Genomic DNA, 18,693 nt, shown 5'->3' with positions numbered 1-18,693 from the left:
AAGAACAAACCGATACGAGGAACTCTAATGTATAAAGCATGACCGGGTTCTCTATAATGATTTCTGTAGGTGGAAACGTCCTAAACAACGATAAACAAGCTTAAAAATTGAAAAGTACACGAGGTGCAACGGTACGTGTATCCAATACTGTCATCATGGGACTTTACCTCACTGCTAGTCATGTTCATTCTCGGATTAGTTGCTTCGACATTTGGCGCCATTGTCGGTTTGGGCGGAGGGGTTGTAATCGTGCCGGCACTGCTCCTGCTTGGCCCTTCCATGCTGGGAATGGACATCGACACGGCATTGGCAGTGGGCGTATCGCTCGGAGCGCTTGTGTTCACTTCGTTCACATCGACGCTGACGTTTGTAAAGGAAAGGAAAGCAGATTTACGCAGTGCGCTGTTCTTCTCGTTGTCGAGCGGTCCAATGTCATTATTAGGCGCAAGCCTGACCTCGCTATTCCACCCGGAAGTTTTCCGGAGGGCATTCGGCTTTTTTATGTTGTTCATGGTCATTCTGCTCTTGTTCCGCAATCGGATTAAACCGTATCAGGGAAAATGGCGTTATGTGCGCACGTACACGGATGTCGACGGTATCAAGCAAGCGTACGGGTATAATGCGCTACCGGCACTGCTAGTCGGTGGTGCTGTCGGTTTGATCGCCGGATTACTCGGCATAGGCGGGGGGATACTGCTCATCCCAACCATGCTGCTGCTGTTCCGTTTCCCACCTCATATTGCTTCCGCTACATCGATGGCGGTTATTTTCATCTCGGCGCTGTTCGGCAGCGGCATGCATTTGATCCGCGGCGAGTGGGACTGGATGCTTGTGTTATCATTAGCTCCCGGGTCATTACTCGGCGGGTGGATCGGCGCGCGCATTTCCCGGCGCATCGGCAGTGTTTTGCTGATCCGCATCATGTGCGGCACCTTATTGTTGTTCGCATTGCGAATGATTATCTAACCTAATTTCATCCTAACCCATGAACTCTTTTCCATGTTTACCGTAAGGGGATTTTCTTTCGTTGTTCGAGCTGGTGCATATCAAGAAAAATGTTTACCCGCAGTGATCTTAGTTCCCCATTCGCCTGTCGGTGTATAAAAACTAAGTTCTCGGCCAAGCAAGAACGCTGCTGCCTTCGTATATGGACCTTGACGATAAGCTTTTGTTTCTTCTTCCGCCAGCCATTTCTCTTTAGAGCAGTTCCAAATTTCATAAAATAAAATTTCATCGGGATGATCCACATTTTCATGAACAATGCCGTTTACAAAGGTAGGTTCTTTGGACATCGTGTCAAATAACGGCTTTAGATTCTCAAAAAAGGCTTGTTTATCCGAGCCCGGCTTCAATTGAAAACGAGCTATAATTACACTTTGTTCGATTTGGTTCATCATTAGAACTCCTCATTTTAAGTTTTTGTTTTTGTATCCGAGAATACTTCAGATTATATCCGGAATTCACGGGAAGGCCTGGCCTGGATGCCAGATTACAATCCGCAATTTGGAACTGGCAGCGCCAATTGTTAGGTTTAAACAACTAAATACTTCTAACATTTGGTTCAATTGACCATTATGAATAGGATGTCATGCTCGGTAATCATTTATGTAACTCTAATGAATGAAATGGCAAACTGTTAGATGTATTTAAAAAATTTGATGGTTAAAAACAGACTGTATAAAAAAATTCAAATAGAGAATAGTAAGAACTTAATCTTGAAGAATCTTGAAGTTATCATGTGACTGATTAATGGAGGAGAAGCGGATGAAGGTAGTTTCTTTAACAAGTGAACATTTCCGCGAACAAATTGATCATGGTATTACGCTTGTAAACTTTTGTAAGTCAGGATCCGAATGCGAACAACAGCTTGTTATTACAGAGGAGCTAGCCGATGAGGTAAAACATCAAGCTACGATTGTGAAAATCGATATTGAACAAGAAACCGAGCTCGCAATGGAATATGGGGTGAAGCGAGTACCGACCTTCATGTTATTTAAGAATGGTTATCAAGTCGAAACGCTTATGGGTCCGCAAAGTAAGGATGTGCTACGGCAGACCATAATCCGCCATGCAGTCTTGGGAGATACATGCTGAAGAGTTGGAGATGTGCTGGAATGGCCTGCTCGTTCGTTGAGCAGGTTTTTTTATGCCATTATTTTGAACGGCATCGATTGCGAATCGAAATTCCAAATTAAGGACATACTGACGGTGATAATGAGGGGAGGATTAGGGTGGAACCATTACATATGTCAACCTGCGCGAACTTGCTGCAAGAGTTGAAACGCATTTACGCTGGAAACGAACTGTTAATTATTCGAAATCTCGATGGATCGGTTACGGACGATGAAGCTGTAATCGTTTATTTAAACTCACTTGTAGATGAAAAACGATTAAATCAACACATAATACGAAAAATGAATCTAGATCTACGAAAAGAAAACGGACCAACGAATGAGGTTTTATTGAATTCACTGTTTACGCTGGGCGAAGTCAGCATTCTCACCGAGATTAATGAAATCATCAATCATATAGCAGATGCCCATTTCGTAGTGTTCCTTAAAGGGCAAGCGGAAGCCTATGCCACGAAGTTGCCCGGTTTTGAGACTCGAGCCATAGACGAACCGCAGATTGAATTGAACGTCCGCGGACCGCGAGAAGGCTTCACGGAGGACTTGCAAAAAAACGTGGGCATGGTTTTACGTCGAATAAAATCGCCCCACTTGAAAGCGAAGTCATTCGTAATCGGAGATGAAAGTCAGACTAAAGTGATGATTCTGTACCTCGGTGATCGGGTTGATCCCAATGTATTAAACGAGCTATGCCACCGCATCGATTCCATTCAATTGGATTTCCTATCGGACAGTACTCAGATTGAAGAATGGATTCAAGATAGCACGTTCTCGCCTTTCCCTCAAATTTTGAATTCGGAAAGACCCGATCGAGTCGTCACGGCTATGAATCGAGGGAAGATTGTCATTATGACGGATGGAACGCCTAACGCCCTTATCGCCCCGAGTACTTTTTTTGAAATGCTTCATCCCAGCGAAGATCAATTCGAGCGGTTTTATTTCGCTAATTTCTTGCGTATCATCCGCCTCATTACGTTGATTGTATCCCTAAGCGGTCCCTCATTTTATATTGCATTGACTACGTTCCATCTCGAAATGATTCCAACCCCGCTGCTCATGACGTTTCTTTCCGCGAAGGCAGGGATTCCCTTTCCTACTTTTATAGAAGCCTTAATTATGGAGGTCGCTTTCGAGGTGCTTCGGGAAGCGAGTTTGCGTCTGCCTCGTATTATGGGACAATCTGTCAGCATTGTAGGAGCGCTCATTATAGGGGAAGCAGCGGTACAATCGGGGATTGTATCACGACCCATGGTAATTGTCGTTGCGATGACCGGAATTGCCTCCTTTACGATTCCTACCTATAGTACGGCTATCGCACTTCGTTTATTGCGTTTTCCGTTAATGTTTTTGACCGCTTTAACAGGGATGTTTGGATTATCCGTAGGGATGTTCGTAATCATTTTCCACATCTGTTCCTTGCGGTTTTGCGGTGTTTTGTTTCTTGATCCACTCGGAACGGAAGGGTTTCGGAAATCGGTACAGAAAATCTTCTTGCCTCCTGTCAGGTATAGAGGAAGATTGAAGCGCGAGAGGAATGAATCCCATGAGCCTAAAAGACAATCTCATTATTTTCATGGGAAGGAATGGGATTAGTCTAAAAAAGATCGCTTGTCTTCTTTCAGTGGGAGTCAGCTTAGCCTCGTTAGTGGGTTGTTCGCCGGATGTCAATGAGATCAGCGATATTGCGTTGGTAACGGCGACGGCGATCGACTACGATTCCGAAACGAAGAACTACACGTTCAGCGCGTATTGTGTCATGCCCTCGAATACAAGCCAAGAAAAGACTTCTTCGCTCACCAAATGGGTTTCTAGCGCTAACGGTAAAACGCCTTTGGATGCAGCAAGAAAATTGAGGGCAAGTGTCGGGAAAAATTTGATTTTCCAGCATAATAAATTTTTTATGATCAGTGAAAGCGCCGCAAAACATTCTCTATACGAAGTGGTGGATTATTTATCGAGGAAAAGAGAATTTCGGCTTACGGCATATCCAATTGTCACGCCAGGAAAAGCTTCGGATAAACTTGAACTCGGTACGGAGTCCGGCGATATCTTACCGAACGACTTGTTAGGTCAAGTCCGAAATAATAAGTTGTCAGGCCAAGTAGTGGCGATAACGATTAAGGATTTCGTGGATTTATTCCAGAATCCTAATCGAGGATTCGTGTCGGGCAGTCTTAGAGAGTCAACCAATAAGGGGTTTCTAATTTTGAATGGGGGGGCTGTTATCTATAAACAAAAATTGGCTGGGTGGGTAGAGGGGAGCGACGTATTAACCTTAACCGCATTGTCGAAGAAGAAATTTTGGAGAAACATTGAATTTAATGAAGTCATTCATTCGAATGATGGTTCGGAGTTTTCGGCATTATTCCATGAGAAAGTCTCGGAGATCCATGGCGACATTCAAAATGGCAGCCCAAGATTAAGCGTAACCTTGAAATTCAGCGCGTCCGTGGAAGATGTAAATGAAGATTCCGATGTCGGCGAGTCACGGATCATTTTACAGATGGAACAAGCAGCCTCACGCTATTTAGAAAAAAAAATTAAAATGAGTTTAAAACATTTCCAACAAAACTTGAAAATCGATGTTCTCGGACTGTCTGAATATTATATGCAATACCACCCACAGGCATGGGAAACCATTCACAAGGATTGGGAGGAGCTTTACCCCACCATTCCAATTCAAGTTCACGTTACCGTTATGTTTGATAAATCGGGCATGACCACTTCTATAAAGGAGAATTCCTAAATGGTAAACACGGTTTTTTTTATCGGCTCTCTTTGCTATGGCATCACCTATTTTTTAGTGCTGCGCAAACGAGGCAGCATATCCGATGCCGTAACGATGCTGCTTCTTTGCACATTCACTGCAGGGTATAGTGCTCCTTATTTGAGGAATACTTGGCCGACAGTCGAAAAGATGTACAGCAGCTTCTATTCTCCGCTATCCCGGTACATCTTTAAGCATCTATTGAGTAGTTGAAAAGGTGGGTCAATGAACGTGCAGGAGAAAATAACTCATCTTCAGTTGGGTTGGTTGCTGTTCGGATTTATCGCAGGCTTCGAAAGTGTGTTCCTAACCGAGACCAAGCTAATGAAACAGGATGTTTGGATCGCTAACCTTTTCAATATCGTAGCCGGAATCGCCTTGCTCGGGATTATTACGTACGTTCAACGTCAGTATCCGAATCATAACCTGACTGAAATTTGCGATAAGCTGCTTGGAAAGTGGCTGAGCAAAGTGATGCTAAGCATCTATCTGCTAAATAACTTGGAGTCCGCATCGGGAAGTTTCAGGGCGGTATCCATGTTCTATACGACTGTGATTTTACCGAAGACGCATTCAGATTATCTGATCATGGTCTATGCAGCTTGTTCAACCTATGCCGTTTATATCGGCCTTGGGACATTAGCTCGAAGCAACTTAGTCATTCTCCCACTGTTTTTAATTGGATTTCTAATCACATGTCTATTTATCATTCCAGAAATCCAGACGAATCCTTTTCTGCCGCAACTCAAGAGCTCGATACCTAATCGGGTAATCGGAAGCATGCATCTATTTACATTTACTTTTTCCCAAATGATTACATTCGGGTTTCTCATGTCGCGCGTGGAAAACATGAAGAGAATTTTTCCGTCCTGTATGATTGCAATCTTGTTGTCGGGTTTGTATTTGATTATGATTTCTTATCTTACTTTAAGCTCTCTGGGGTTTAACTTCGTTGACACTTCGGCGTACCCGTTTTTTTCGACGATCCAATTGGTGAAATTAGGCGAATATTTGGAGCGAATTGAAGTGTTGTTAGTGGGTCTTTGGACGGTCCTGACGATGGTATACATGGTTGTCATGCAATACGTATTTACGCTTGTGGCAAGGCATGTTTTTGGCATTTCTAAAATGAAGCCGTTTGTGTTGGCAATCGGGCTCCTTTTCTTCGCACATGCTTGCAAAAGTTTTATTCGCACCGCGGATCATTTTACCTATGGAACAAAAATATATCCGCTTTCTTCCTTGATCCCGTGTGTCGCTTTTCCCATCTTGTTAGCCGTTATGACCTTGATAAAGAGGAAGAGAGACAATGCGATCAGTTGATTACGGCAGCGAACAGCTATTCCTTTGTACATCACAATAGATAAATGAGGCCATAACATGGGATCATCGAGAACATCTAGCATCGGAAAAACCAACGAATCTGCACTTCGATTTCTATCTGTGAATACATACGGTTCGGTTATGGGAATAGCGGGCCTTTCGCTTGCCTGGAGGTCGTCTCATCATTTGTTTGGAACCTCTTCTGTAATTTCAGCATGGATTGGTTTGATGGCCATCGTCATATTTGCGTTTCTAAGTATTTGTTACATGATAAAGTGGATAAATTTCCCGCAAGTCGTTCACGCTGAGCTTTCACATCCAATTGCCGGAAATTTCTTTGGAGCAATAACCGTCGGAATCCTGCTCATTTCCTCCATTATTTTGCCTTACAGCCAACTCCTTGGCCAAACGGTATGGATAGTAGGAACAATTCTTACCATACTACTATGTTACGTTTTGGTTTCTCGATTATTTAGGGTTAAACAGGATCAACTACATGCTGTCCCTGCAATGTTAATTCCCGTGGTAGCCATTTTAAATGTACCCGTTACCGGCGTAACGATGCCATTTGGTTGGGCACATGAATGGAATCTGTTTTGTTTTGCGATAGGGAGTATAGCAGCGCTTATTTTTTTGACGATGATTGTTTCACGGTTAATACAGCAAGAACCCATGTCAGCAGTCATGAACCCCTCGTTATTAATTTTAATCGCACCTTTTGAGGAACGGTCTATTTATGAAGGAGCCTGAGGAGAGATCTCGGGCTCTTTTCGACTGTCAATGGGCGTCAAAATAACAGGCCTGAAGGGAACGTTTCGGCGCTCGTATCGAATTCCTAATTATACCGTCCTAATGGGAATTTCGTTAGGACTTAACCATCAAGATGTACCTGGTGACTTCCATAAATGCCCTGATTACATTCAACTTAGGAAGCGTCGGGCGGCAACTATCGAGCAAATGCAGCGAATGATGACAATGGTATGAATTGGGACTGGTTGGGTTGGTTAGAATTGCTCGGTTTGATCGGCTTGAGAGGCCGCAGTCATAATCGTGAACCGGAATAGAAATCGACCAGCAAGAAAACAAAGGCCCCGGCGATTGTTCGCTGGGGCTTTTACCTTTTCAAAGGGAGGCCTACTGTCCGGTTAGCAGACCCTATCCGCATGCAATGCTAATGAACTGGGAGGTTGACGCACTCAGGTCTATAAATGAAGTTCATTTACTTAAAAAAAGCATCCCCGCGAGATGATGACTAACAGAATGAACAGTACAAGAATAAAGCCTAATACATTGCCGCCACCGAAACCACCGACAGGTCCACAACCTACGCCACCAACGTTACCATAGCCCATTGTGGTCAGCTCCTTTAATTGAGAGGTACACCTCAGTATATGTGGATATGGGCAACGTGTATGGGCTGTTGTCATAAAGGGGCGAACGACCAGGTACAAGACCAGTAAGAATGGCGTTGATTAATTAACCAACCGGCAGGTAACCACCAGATAGGAGCGAATGTAGTATTTATTTAGAATTCAATGCAACCTCTTCGAGTAAGCCTGCCCCGTTATTCTTGACATTCCCTACATCTTTCGAAACCGGATAGCGTATCATTTTATCCGCAGGATAAGGAACAAGGAAATTTTGCAGAAACTCTTTGTTGGTTTTAGGATCAAGCCAAGCCTTCACTGTATCCCGTTCAAGAATAACCGGCATGCGGTCATGAACGTCTTCAACAAGCGCGTTTGGGGTCGTCGTAATAATGGTGCAGCTCCGTAGGTTTTCTCCGTTCGGTTGAGTCCATTCATCCCAGAGCCCTGCGAACCCAAACGCCGACTTGTCTTTCAGCTGAAACCTATACGGCTGTTTCTCTTTCCCATCTTTTCTCCACTCGTAAAATCCATCTGCCGGGATAATGACACGTCGACTATTCAATAATCGTCCGAAAGCTGGCTTTTCAGCAACGGTTTCTGCTCGGGCGTTAATCATTTTAAATCCTGCTTTTTTATCCTTCGCCCAAAAAGGTACCAATCCCCAATGAAATCCTTCAAGGACGCGCTTTCCTTCTTCCTGAAGAATTACCGGAACAGTTTGAGTAGGTGCAACGTTATAATTGGGCTTTAGCGGATAATTAGATTGCTCAACCAAGAAGATCTGCATAAGCTCTTCAAGCGTTACATTGATCGTATACCGTCCACACATGACAATTCCCCCTCTTGAAGGTAGATATACTCATTATAAACCTCTTATTTAAAAGCTCCCTCAAGCATTTTTTAACAGAGCACCATGAACAGATGTGATCCTACCATTGCTCTTAACTATGAATCCGCTTGCAAATTTTCTTTAAATAATTCAAAGTTGTTAGTAAACACGACCTTCCCAGTGAACTATTGTAAGCGGTTTCTTATATTGAGAGCTAAAGGGGTGAGCGAATGATTAAACTGTTGATTGTCGATGATGAAACGGTTGAGCGCCGGGCGTTGTGCCGGTCGGTCGATTGGAGCCTTATCGGGAGCGAAGTAATCGGCGATGCATGGAACGGTAAACAGGCAGTTGATATGGCGATGCAATCCCGCCCGGACATCATCATTACCGATGTGAAAATGCCCGTTATGGACGGCGTAGAGATGGCCAGAATGGTAAGTGCAATCGACCCTGCGATTAAAATCATATTTTGCAGCGCCTATGAGGAATTCGGTTATGCCCGCGAGGCGGCCAATCTGAACGCCTTTGGCTACGTGCTCAAGCCGATTAACGACGAAGAGCTGCTGCGCGTCGTCAAGAAGGCCGCTGACAAGTGTATCGAGGAACGGATGCAGGGCGCGATCTACGAGCGTTTACGGAACAACCTCTCACTTAGCGGGCCGGTTCTGCGGGAGAGCGTCGTCCGCAGCGCACTGCTTGGCATTAACGAGGAGCCCGAGTCGCTGCTGCAGGGCATCGGCCTTGACTGGCTGCTAGAAGTCGAAGGACATATCTGTCTGCTTCTAATCAGCTGGGATCGATCGGTTAAGATTAGATCCGAGGAGATTAAGAGCGCGTTCCATAATATCGTCCCGGAATGGAAGAACGCGGTATGCGCCAAGCTCTCGGCTAGCGAAATTGCCGTAGTGTTCCGCTCGCACGCGTTGCCATCCGACGTCTCCCTGCTGCTGTCGCAGGCGTCTCGCCAAATGGTTGACCACATTCGGCAATCGCTCGGTCTAGAGCTACAGACGGTCTATCGCATTTATCCAGGGACGATGACTCTGGAGGAGGCTTATCTCGATGCGTCGCGGCAAGTTGGCCGCGGTGCAGCGAATTCCCTTTCACTGACTGGATCGGATCCAGGCGGTTCGGAGTCAGCGGGCGGTGACTATACCGCCGTGTCCGAGGCACTATTGCAGCTAAAGGAGGGTACTCCCCGGTTACTGAGACAGGGTGGAGAGCAGGAGCTTGACGGGTTGGTCGACTTGTGTCTGGACGAGCAGCACTGGACAGGCGATCCGTCTTTCGTGTGCGGGGTCGGATTGTCGGTTCTCTCCGTACTGGTCGACGCGACAAGAGGCCAGGGTTTCGAGCCGTTCGCCGGTATCGATGAGGAGATCGGGTGCTGGTCTGATCTGGCGAGGAAGCGGACCGCCGCCGATATCCGCGACAACCTGCATCATCGCGTCCGCCTTCTGATACGCAAGATCAGAAACGACAAACAGGAGGTCGAGGATCCGTTAATCGCCCAAATTAAGCATATCGTGAGCGAGCATTACGGAACGCCTCTTTCCGTTGAGTCGATTGCCGGTGCGATGCATTTCACGCCCAATTACTTAGGTGCTGCCTTTAAGGCGAAGATGAGCATCAGCCTCAATGACTATATCAACAAGTATCGGATTACGGTATCCATGGGGCTGCTCCGAGACCCTTCGCTCAGCATTCATGAGGTCGCCAAGTTGAGCGGCTACGAGAACACTCCCTATTACCATCGCATGTTCAAGAAGCATACCGGCATGACGCCGGGCGACTATCGCCTGACGGAGAAGGGACCGGATGATGCATGCGCGGAGTAAGGAGCCCAAGCCCGCTGCTCGGCCGACTGAAATTCCGCTGGCAGTTGTTTATCTCCTTCTTGTTCATCTCGCTTTCGATCATTGCGTTAACGGCCGGCGCCTATCAGATGACGATGCGCGACCGCATTCTGAAGCAAAGTACGGGTATGTTAAATTATATTGTCGAGCAGACGGCGCACAACATTGAGACGCGGCTGCAGTATTATACGAGGATGTCGACGTTTCTGCTGAGCGATCAGAACTTTATGAATGATGTGCAAAACGACGACCCGGACGAAGCGGAGCCCAGCTACGAGAACATTAAAAACTACATCTCGGCCATGATGTACAGCAATGTCGCCAGCCTGGCCCATATTGCCCTCTACAGCCAAGACCGTAATCTTATCAAGGATGGAGATGTCACCCTCCATATGGAGGAGGACATGAAGCGGCAAGTTTATGACCCGCTTCGCCTCGATTCGGATAATATCGCATGGAAGCCAACGTGGAAGGACGATCGCGGGCAGAAGGTATTCGCCTTGTTCAGCCGGCTCCCTGCTTCCGAGCTGAGTGGCGCGAGCCTGTTGGAACTGCGTATCTACGAGACGGACCTGTTCGGTCTAATTTCCAGAGGCGGTCCCCAATATCAAATCTATGTGCTGAATGACGACGGTACCGTCATGTCCAGCACGAACCGGAGTCTGCTTGGCCTGCCGACATCAGCGGTAAACGGGCCGGAGCGGCAGTTTTTGCAAATCAAGCAAGGGTTGGAATACAAGGCCATGGATGGCGTTGAATACGTTGCCGCCAAGGGCGTCACCGACAACGGCTGGTCCGTCGTTGCGGCCGTCGAGGTGACCGGGCTGGTTCGGGACGAGCTGCGCGAGGTAAATCACTCCATTCTGCTAATCTCGCTGGTCTCAATCCTGCTCGCGCTGCTGCTCACGGTAATTTTCTCGAGCCGGCTAAACAAGCGGATGGTCATGCTGAACAAGAAGATTCAGCTCATCCGCAAGGGGGAATTCGACCGTGACATTCCAATTCCGGGGACGGACGAGTTCAGCATGCTCAGCACCGCGATGGATGCGACCCGCGCTGAACTCAAGCTGCTGATTCATGAGATCAAGGAGGAGGGCGAACAGCGGCAAAAGGCGGAAATGGATGCATTACGATCGCAAATCAACACGCATTTCATCTTTAATACGCTCTCGGGCATCCGCCGGATGGTCGTCAACCGCGACATGCTGAACGTGAGAGAGGCAATCGATGTGCTGTCCTCGTTTTTCCGAATTTCACTTAGCAGCAGAGGCGATTTCATCTCCGTCGGCAAGGAGCTTGAGCATCTGCAATCCTATATCTATCTGCAGAAAATGCGCTACGATGACGATATCGACATTCAGGTACAGGCGGACGAAGAGACGCTTGCCTACACGACGGTCCGCCTGGTGCTTCAACCTATGGTGGAGAATGCGATCTTCCATGGGCGGCGCATTGACGGCCGCGTGCTGCATATTGTCGTCTCCGCCCGCATCAGAGGTGACAAGCTCGTATACGAGGTAGCGGACGACGGCGCCGGAATATCGCCGGAGCGTCTCGTCGACATTCAACGGGGTGAGGTACAATCGCGGACGTACGGCGGCTACGGCATTTCCAACGTGGACCGGCGCATCCGACTCATTCAGGGCCTCCAGTACGGTATCGATATTGCGAGCGAAGCGGGAGTCGGAACAACCGTGATAATTACACAACCGCTCAAACCCATCCAGATGGCATGACTGATTCCTTCATGTTGCACAGATCAACTGCACAGATTAGGGTCATCCGGCGGCGGAGAGCCATTGATAAATAAAGCGCTTGCACTAATGTGTGAGCGCTTTATTTTTTTGTCCAATAGAGTGGTTTCGTCCTCAAAAATGAGCCTAGTTCCCCGGCCGCTGCCGGAAAAATGACAATTCGTCTCTTCATTTACACCCCTAGGCCACCGGAAGATAATGAGTACACGAGCACGGCAAGCACGTACGAATCCGGAAATTAAGGGGGTATTCCATGTCAAAAGCAAGCCCGGCCGCCGTCTTCGTGGAGGCGGGACGCCATCCAGCGCTGTCGTACCTGATACGACACAAATATTTATATCTGCTTCTCCTGCCTTGCGTCATCTACTTCATCGTGTTTCAGTACGTACCCATGTACGGCATTATTATCGCCTTCGAGAATTTCAATTTTGTCAAAGGCATTACCGGCAGTCCATGGGTCGGCTGGGATAACTTCCGCTATATGTTCGGTCTGCACGACTTCTATCGGGTATTTTGGAATTCGCTGTGCTTAAGCCTTCTACGGCTAATCTTCACGTTCCCGGTGCCGATTCTGCTGGCTCTTATGCTGAACGAAATCAGGCGGATTGCCTTTAAAAGGATAACCCAGACGATGATCTATTTGCCTTATTTCGTCTCCTGGGTCGTCGTTGGCGGGCTGATCGTTACGTTTCTATCCCCGACCTGGGGCGTCATCAACATCGTCTTTGAAAGGTTGGGTATTCAGCCCGTTTCGTTCCTGACCGATACCGCGTACTTCCGCCCGCTCATCGTACTGACAAGCATCTGGAAGGATTCCGGCTGGGACACGATCATCTATCTGGCGGCCATTGCGTCGATTAATCCGGATTTGTATGAATCGGCTGTCATGGATGGGGCAGGGAGGCTGAACCGAATTGTGCATATTACGCTGCCCTCGATCCGCTCGACGATCATCATATTGCTCATTCTGCGGATCGGCCAAATCATGAGCAATGGTTTCGAGCAGGTGTTTATTTTCCAGAACGGCGCGAACAAGACCGTATCGGAGGTATTCGAGACGTATACGTACAGCCTTGGGCTGCTGTCTGGTCGATTCTCGTTCGCGACGACCGTCGGACTATTCAATTCCGTCATCGGCCTGGTGCTGCTGTACTCGGCGCACCGGATATCCCGCAAGTTCGGGGAGGAAGGCATATGGTAACAGCGGGAGGTGACCCTCATGGGAAAAAGGCAATTCGATGACTGGCTGGTCGGAGGCATCAGTTACACGGTTATTGCGTTATTTTCGCTCTCATGCGTACTGCCGATGCTCTATGTGCTGTCGTATTCGATCATGAACTATTCGGATTATCTGGCCAATCCGTTCCGGCTCATTCCCCGCCGGCTCGATTTTGCGGCATACCGCCAGCTGTTTCATTTCGACCTGTTCTACTCCGGCTATAAAATCACCGTTCTGATTACGGTCGTCGGCACGCTGCTGACGCTGCTGCTTCTGCTGCTGTCAGCCTACCCGCTGACGAAGCCCGGCCTGAAAGGGCGCAACGTCATTCTGTCCTTTGTCGTCTTCACGATGTTCTTCAACGGCGGGCTTGTACCGAATTATCTGCTGGTCAAGTGGCTCGGTATCTACGACAGCGTATGGGCGCTCATCCTGCCGGGCTGCATCAGTGTATTTAACTTGCTGCTCATGATGACGTTCATCCGGACGACCGTTCCGGCGGCGCTCGAGGAGGCGGCGATCATCGACGGGGCGAACGAGCTTCATGTACTGTTTCGAGTCATTCTGCCGCTGTCGCTCCCGGCGCTCGCCACCTTCGCGATCTTCTCCGCGGTCGGCTACTGGAACAGCTATTTTGCCGCTACCCTGTATATCTCCGATCGGGCGCTCTGGCCGCTTCAGGTCGTCCTGCGGGAGCTGGTCGTGGAGAACAATATGGGCATGCTCGGATCGAGCGCGCAGCTGCAGATGATGATGTCGGAGGCGCGGTCGCAGCCTTTCACGCTCAAGATGGCCACCATCGTTGTCACCACCTTGCCGATACTCGTCGTCTACCCGTTCCTGCAGCGCTTCTTCGTGAAGGGGATGCTGCTCGGCTCGGTCAAGGGCTGACGAAAAACGCGATGAACGGTTGTCGCACACGGGCCTTCATCGATACGGGTCCGGGTGATAACAATATAGCATTGCAATATGACAAAAGGAGGTTTTGTATGAAGGCATTTGCGGGAAAGAGAGGACGCGGGGGCGCGGCCGCAAGTCTTGGCATCGTCTCCCTGGTGGGTCTGCTGGCCGCTTGCTCTGGGGGCGGCAATGCGGCGGATCCGCCGAATAACGCGGCTGCCGGATCGGCGACCGAAGAGCCGGTGCCGACGCTAAAGCTGGTGCTCAACCTAAATCCGGAAATTAACCTGAAGAACAATCCGGTCATTCAGCAGGCGGAGAAGCTGGCTCACGTCAAGCTCGATATCGAAGCGCCGCCGCAGAACAGCTACTTCGACCGGCTGCGCGTCATTATGGCATCAGGTGATCTGCCCGACATCTTCTGGGGCGGCACGGACGTCGACTTCGAGAAGTGGTCCCAACAGGGGCTGCTTGCGACGCTTGATGACAAGATTGCAAGTTACCCGAATTTGACCGCCAATATCTCGAAGGCCCAATGGGGTGATTCGACGGCGCTGACGGACGGTAAAATTCACGGCGTGCCGAGACCCAACTCTTATGACCGCTGGGGCTATCTGATCAACCAGAAGTGGCTCGACAAGCTGCATTTGCAAGCGCCGGCCACCGTCGACGATTTTATGAATGTCGCCAGGGCGTTCACGAACGATGATCCCGACGGTAACGGCCAGAAAGATACGGTCGGCTTTACAACCGGCGGCAATGCCGACGAGAGCAATATTTTCACCCTAACGTCAGACTTCTTCTCGACCGCGTATAATTTCAGCCTGAATCCGGGGCTGCCGGCGAGCGACAGTAAGTTCCATACAAACGCAACATCGCCAGACTTCCTGCCTTACCTGACGAAGCTTCGCGACATGTATAAGGAAGGCATTATCGATCGTGACTTCATCACGTACAAGGGTACCGAGTATGAGGAGCGTTTCGCCTCGGGCAAGGCCGGGATCATCGGCATTTCCGACCGTAACGTCGGCGTCTTCCTGAAGAAGTACAACTTGAATCCGGCGGACTATACGTATCATATTCCGCTGAAAAATTTGGCGAGCGGCGAGGCGATCTACAACATGCCGCCGTCCAACTGGGGCGCGTTCCAAATTCCGGCCAGTTCCAAAAATATCGATGCCGCCCTGAAGTTCCTGGATTGGGCGAATTCGCAAGAGGGATTTGAGCTATTCCAGCTTGGCCTGCAGGACACGAATTACAACAGCTATGACGCGGAGAATGGCACCGTCGACCGCACGCCGGAGCAGATTCAGCAGTTGACGACGATCACCAGCAGCTCACTGGCGTTCGCCGAGGCATACCGCGGAAGAGAGGCCATCGTTGGCGGCGACACGCAGGAGGAGCGGGACAAGTTTAACAAAGAGGCACTGGAGGCACGGAAGGACGTCACCGAATACTACGTACCGTTCATCAAGCAACTCTCGACTTTCAAGGCATCGATTCCGGACCAGACGGCAACGTTGACTACGCTGGAGACCCGTTATGTCAACGGGGATATCAGCGAGGACGAATTAAAGAAGTTTATCGACGGCACGTACAAGCCGCTTGCCGCCCAGACGGAGCAGGATATCAACGCTTATATGGCGCAGAACCCGATCGTCAAGAAAAAAGGCGGAGAATAGCGGCTGGGAAAACGCAAGGTCCACTACCATCAACCCAAAAGGAGACAACATTCAAATGGAAAAAACAATTCAGCTTGGCCTGGTTACCGACGCCATTCCCCTCGATCAAATCGCGCAAGGCTGGGACTATTACGAAATTCCGAACGGAATCCATATGGTGCCGATGGAAAGCGAAGTCAATTGGAACAAGAATCGCGATATGTACCGGGCGACGGGCGTCCCGACTCCGGTGGCAAGCCACTATATCGGGGGCCTCGGCACAGTAGCGTCCGGTCCATCCTTCGACCGGGAGCAAAATGTTTTTTGGGCGGAGCGGTCCTTCCGCCGGATGAGCGAGGCCGGCGTTAAGGTGGTCGGCGTATGGGGCGGCTTCTTCCAATCGCCCGAAGGCTACGGCAGAGCTAAGGCGATCGACGATGCGATCAGCTTCTGCAACATCATCGCCGATCAGGCCGAGAAATACGAGATGCTCGTCGCTCTAGAGCCCAATGCCGATCTGAAGACACTGTTTCCCAGCTACAGCGAAGGGCTCGAATTCGCCAAGGCAACCGGCCGGCGGTCAATCCGAGTTATGGCTGACCTAAACTACTTTATTAAGCTGAATGAGCCGCTTGATGTAATACGAAAGGATCCGAGCTACTGCTTGCACGTGCATATGGCAGGCGAAGGCAATGGCTTCTCGCAGCCAAACATTGAACCACGTACGGCGCTCTACCATCAATTGTTCCACCTGCTGCATGAGATCGGCTATGCGAGTACGGTGTCGGTAGCCTCCCCATGGATGAGCTCGACTGGCGCCGAGCAGATCGATTATAAGTACGAGACCGCCATTACGCTCCAGTACATGCAGCAGCTGCGCGATGAGCACTACCGCTCGTAGATTCTTGGCGAAGGCAGCATAGCGGGCATCAAGCCTACCCTTACTTTAGACGAAACAGGTGAAGCGATATGAGCAGCAAGCTGAAAGCGGCCGTTATTACGGAATGGCATCCGGTCGACATGATTCATTTTCATCGTCTGTTCTGGCAGTTCGACGAATTTGAGGTTTATGTCCAGTCCCTCGATATCTTCTGCAAGGATGAGGACAATGACAAGTATGACGTGGTCGTCTATTATAATTTGAGCGATCCAACTCCCGCTGAGGACGACGCCAGACGAATTTATCTGGAACAAAAGCTGGGCAGCAGCAGCCAAGGTATTCTGCTCCTGCACCATGCCATCTTGAATTACCGCAATTGGGAGTTGTGGACGAAGGTGGCCGGAGTCGGCGACCGCAGCTTCAAATATTACTGGGAGCAGACGGTGCGCTACGACCTGACTGCAGTTGATCATCCGATTACACGCGGACTGCGAAATTTCGCCATGATCGATGAGACGTACACGATGGCCGAGCCCAATCCGGACAATGAAATTCTCATTACGGCCGACCATCCGAACAGCATGAAGGCGATTGCCTGGACGAGGCAGTATAAGAACAGCCGGGTGTTCTGCTACCAGTCCGGTCATGACGATTTTGCGTACAAGGATCGGAATTTCCAAGAAATTTTACGAAGGGGCATGCTCTGGTGTGCCAATCGGCTAGGTTAGGAGGCAAGCCATGACCTGTTGCCCGCGCCAGGACGTTATAGTGGCATGCGCTACAACACTGCGAGGCCGGTTGGCTTAAGTTGCCCGTCGTTTCGCTCGGATCATAAGAAAGTGACAGCTGCACGTAGGCAGAGCCTCGCCCAAATGGTGCTCGCCTGGACGCTTGCGGGGCGGCAAGGTCACTTCTGCCCTGATTGTAATATTGCATGCATGGACTGAAGAACTTATGAACTTTCAGTTTTGAAAAAGCGATTGAACAAAAGACGACTTTCAACCCGCTTATCGGGTAGAAAGTCGTCTTAAGTGAGCAAAGATTTCAATGCTTACTCGGAAGAACTCTCGTTAAGGGTAAGTCTATTGAAGCCAAAAATCGTTCAATCACAATCTACCATTTTTGAAATAGTACGTTTTGAAAAACGTGGGTTTCTATACAACCTGAGACGAGGGATAAATCCCCGTCTTTTATGTTTGCTATCAGTCCATCTTCCGCTTGCCGAACTGGCAGCCACAATTGTGTCTCACATTTCTCCCCGTCGAGCCCGTCGATTAAGATGGAGGGTCCTTCATGACATCGTAGAGCGCCCGTTATGTCGTCGGCCGGGGTTCCAGATGAAGGTGTACGGCGTCCCTAGATAGTCGGGCAGCTCGCGCCAACGGGGTAAGTGCATTTGGTCGCGCACTAGTGATCGGCTGCCTTCTTTCAACTCCCTCAGTACGATTTTGAATCAGTCGGTACCGAGAGATCTTCCTCAGCTGAAAAGCAATCTGCTGGGTGAGTTGCTTCAAGGCAAGCACTATTCCGCCGAGGCTCTGAAGGCGAAGCTGGAACTGTACAACCTTTCCTTTCGTGAAGGCGATGCGTTCTCGTTAATGCTAGTGAGAGTGGAGGAGGATTTCACGGGACGCGACTTTCAAAGCATGTCGCTGATGGAGTATGCCATTATCAACATTGCCGAAGAGCTCGGCGAGCATGACTTTGACATATGGGCATGTAAGGATGTGCATGAACATCTCGTACTGGGCTTGAAGCCGAAGAACCGGTTAGATGATGGTACAATGGGGTATGGAAACGAGTTCCAAATGAAACGGGTGGAACAGTTCGCGATACAAATCCAGGAGAGCGCCAAGCTGTACTTGAAAGTAGGCGTATCGGTCATTGTGGCGCAATGGCGCGCATCGGGGAGTTATACCAGGAGGCGCTCTCAACGATGCGTGAGCGGCTAGGTAGCGACAAAGAGCTAATATTCGTCTCTGGAAATTTGGATCAAGCAAAG

Annotated in this window: 17 protein-coding genes and 1 pseudogene; 15 read left to right on the top strand and 3 right to left on the bottom strand. The window is 49.2% G+C overall.

Annotated features, from left to right (window positions below):
* Positions 1-180 precede the first annotated feature (180 nt).
* The gene (locus I8J29_RS09600) at positions 181-966 is read left to right on the top strand and encodes a sulfite exporter TauE/SafE family protein (protein WP_208847522.1); all 786 of its coding nucleotides are present in this window, start codon (positions 181-183) and stop codon (positions 964-966) included.
* 80 nt (positions 967-1,046) lie between these two features.
* On the opposite strand, the gene I8J29_RS09595 is transcribed toward I8J29_RS09600, so the two are convergent.
* Positions 1,047-1,397, bottom strand: coding sequence for a putative quinol monooxygenase (locus I8J29_RS09595; RefSeq protein ID WP_208847392.1), 351 nt, complete (start codon positions 1,395-1,397; stop codon positions 1,047-1,049).
* Between the two features lie 367 nt (positions 1,398-1,764).
* Here I8J29_RS09595 and I8J29_RS09590 point away from each other — a divergent pair, with 367 nt between their 5' ends.
* From I8J29_RS09590 to I8J29_RS34605, 6 genes and pseudogenes are all read left to right on the top strand, one after another.
* Positions 1,765-2,094, top strand: coding sequence for a thioredoxin family protein (locus I8J29_RS09590; protein WP_208847391.1), 330 nt, complete (start codon positions 1,765-1,767; stop codon positions 2,092-2,094).
* A gap of 137 nt (positions 2,095-2,231) precedes the next feature.
* Positions 2,232-3,722 carry a spore germination protein gene (locus I8J29_RS09585; RefSeq protein WP_208847390.1) on the top strand — a complete coding sequence of 497 codons (1,491 nt, stop codon included), beginning with the start codon at positions 2,232-2,234 and terminating at the stop codon, positions 3,720-3,722.
* On the top strand, positions 3,673-4,875 hold the full coding sequence (locus I8J29_RS09580; protein ID WP_208847389.1) for a Ger(x)C family spore germination protein: 1,203 nt from the start codon (positions 3,673-3,675) through the stop codon (positions 4,873-4,875). Before I8J29_RS09585 ends, I8J29_RS09580 begins: the two co-directional genes overlap by 50 nt.
* A 246-nt stretch (positions 4,876-5,121) precedes the next feature.
* Entirely contained in the window at positions 5,122-6,219 is a 1,098-nt protein-coding gene (locus I8J29_RS09575) for a GerAB/ArcD/ProY family transporter (RefSeq protein WP_208847388.1), read from the top strand.
* A gap of 57 nt (positions 6,220-6,276) precedes the next feature.
* Positions 6,277-6,969: an SLAC1 family transporter gene (locus I8J29_RS09570; RefSeq protein ID WP_208847387.1), complete on the top strand. Its 693-nt coding sequence runs from the start codon at positions 6,277-6,279 to the stop codon at positions 6,967-6,969.
* 206 nt (positions 6,970-7,175) lie between these two features.
* Positions 7,176-7,283 (top strand): annotated as a pseudogene (locus tag I8J29_RS34605) (WGxxGxxG family protein); the annotation flags it as partial.
* Positions 7,284-7,442: 159 nt separating this feature from the next.
* On the opposite strand, the gene I8J29_RS09565 reads toward I8J29_RS34605, so the two are convergent.
* Complete coding sequence (locus tag I8J29_RS09565; protein WP_208847386.1) at positions 7,443-7,571, bottom strand: sporulation protein YjcZ; 129 nt, start codon at positions 7,569-7,571, stop codon at positions 7,443-7,445.
* Positions 7,572-7,740: 169 nt separating this feature from the next.
* Positions 7,741-8,418, bottom strand: a complete 678-nt coding sequence (locus I8J29_RS09560) for an SOS response-associated peptidase (protein WP_208847385.1) — start codon at positions 8,416-8,418, stop codon at positions 7,741-7,743.
* 230 nt (positions 8,419-8,648) lie between these two features.
* On the opposite strand from I8J29_RS09560, the gene I8J29_RS09555 reads away from it, so the two are divergent.
* From I8J29_RS09555 to I8J29_RS09520, 8 genes are all read left to right on the top strand, one after another.
* The gene (locus tag I8J29_RS09555) at positions 8,649-10,259 is read left to right on the top strand and encodes a response regulator (RefSeq protein WP_208847384.1); all 1,611 of its coding nucleotides are present in this window, start codon (positions 8,649-8,651) and stop codon (positions 10,257-10,259) included.
* On the top strand, positions 10,247-12,013 hold the full coding sequence (locus I8J29_RS09550; protein WP_208847383.1) for a sensor histidine kinase: 1,767 nt from the start codon (positions 10,247-10,249) through the stop codon (positions 12,011-12,013). Before I8J29_RS09555 ends, I8J29_RS09550 begins: the two co-directional genes overlap by 13 nt.
* Positions 12,014-12,284: 271 nt before the next feature.
* Positions 12,285-13,232, top strand: coding sequence for an ABC transporter permease (locus I8J29_RS09545; RefSeq protein ID WP_208847382.1), 948 nt, complete (start codon positions 12,285-12,287; stop codon positions 13,230-13,232).
* A gap of 18 nt (positions 13,233-13,250) precedes the next feature.
* Positions 13,251-14,141, top strand: a complete 891-nt coding sequence (locus I8J29_RS09540) for a carbohydrate ABC transporter permease (protein ID WP_208847381.1) — start codon at positions 13,251-13,253, stop codon at positions 14,139-14,141.
* Between the two features lie 98 nt (positions 14,142-14,239).
* A complete protein-coding gene (locus tag I8J29_RS09535) occupies positions 14,240-15,832 on the top strand; it encodes an extracellular solute-binding protein (protein ID WP_208847380.1) in 1,593 nt (530 codons plus the stop codon).
* A gap of 55 nt (positions 15,833-15,887) precedes the next feature.
* Entirely contained in the window at positions 15,888-16,712 is an 825-nt protein-coding gene (locus tag I8J29_RS09530; protein ID WP_208847379.1) for a sugar phosphate isomerase/epimerase family protein, read from the top strand.
* A gap of 68 nt (positions 16,713-16,780) precedes the next feature.
* The gene (locus I8J29_RS09525; protein ID WP_208847378.1) at positions 16,781-17,419 is read left to right on the top strand and encodes a ThuA domain-containing protein; all 639 of its coding nucleotides are present in this window, start codon (positions 16,781-16,783) and stop codon (positions 17,417-17,419) included.
* A 720-nt stretch (positions 17,420-18,139) separates the two neighbouring features.
* The gene (locus I8J29_RS09520) at positions 18,140-18,643 is read left to right on the top strand and encodes a hypothetical protein (protein WP_208847377.1); all 504 of its coding nucleotides are present in this window, start codon (positions 18,140-18,142) and stop codon (positions 18,641-18,643) included.
* Positions 18,644-18,693: the final 50 nt, after the last annotated feature.

Source organism: Paenibacillus artemisiicola (assembly GCF_017652985.1).
Lineage (GTDB): Bacteria > Bacillota > Bacilli > Paenibacillales > Paenibacillaceae > Paenibacillus_Z > Paenibacillus_Z artemisiicola.
The sequence above is the reverse complement of the archived record's forward strand: the minus strand, read 5'-3'. Positions and strand labels throughout refer to the sequence as shown.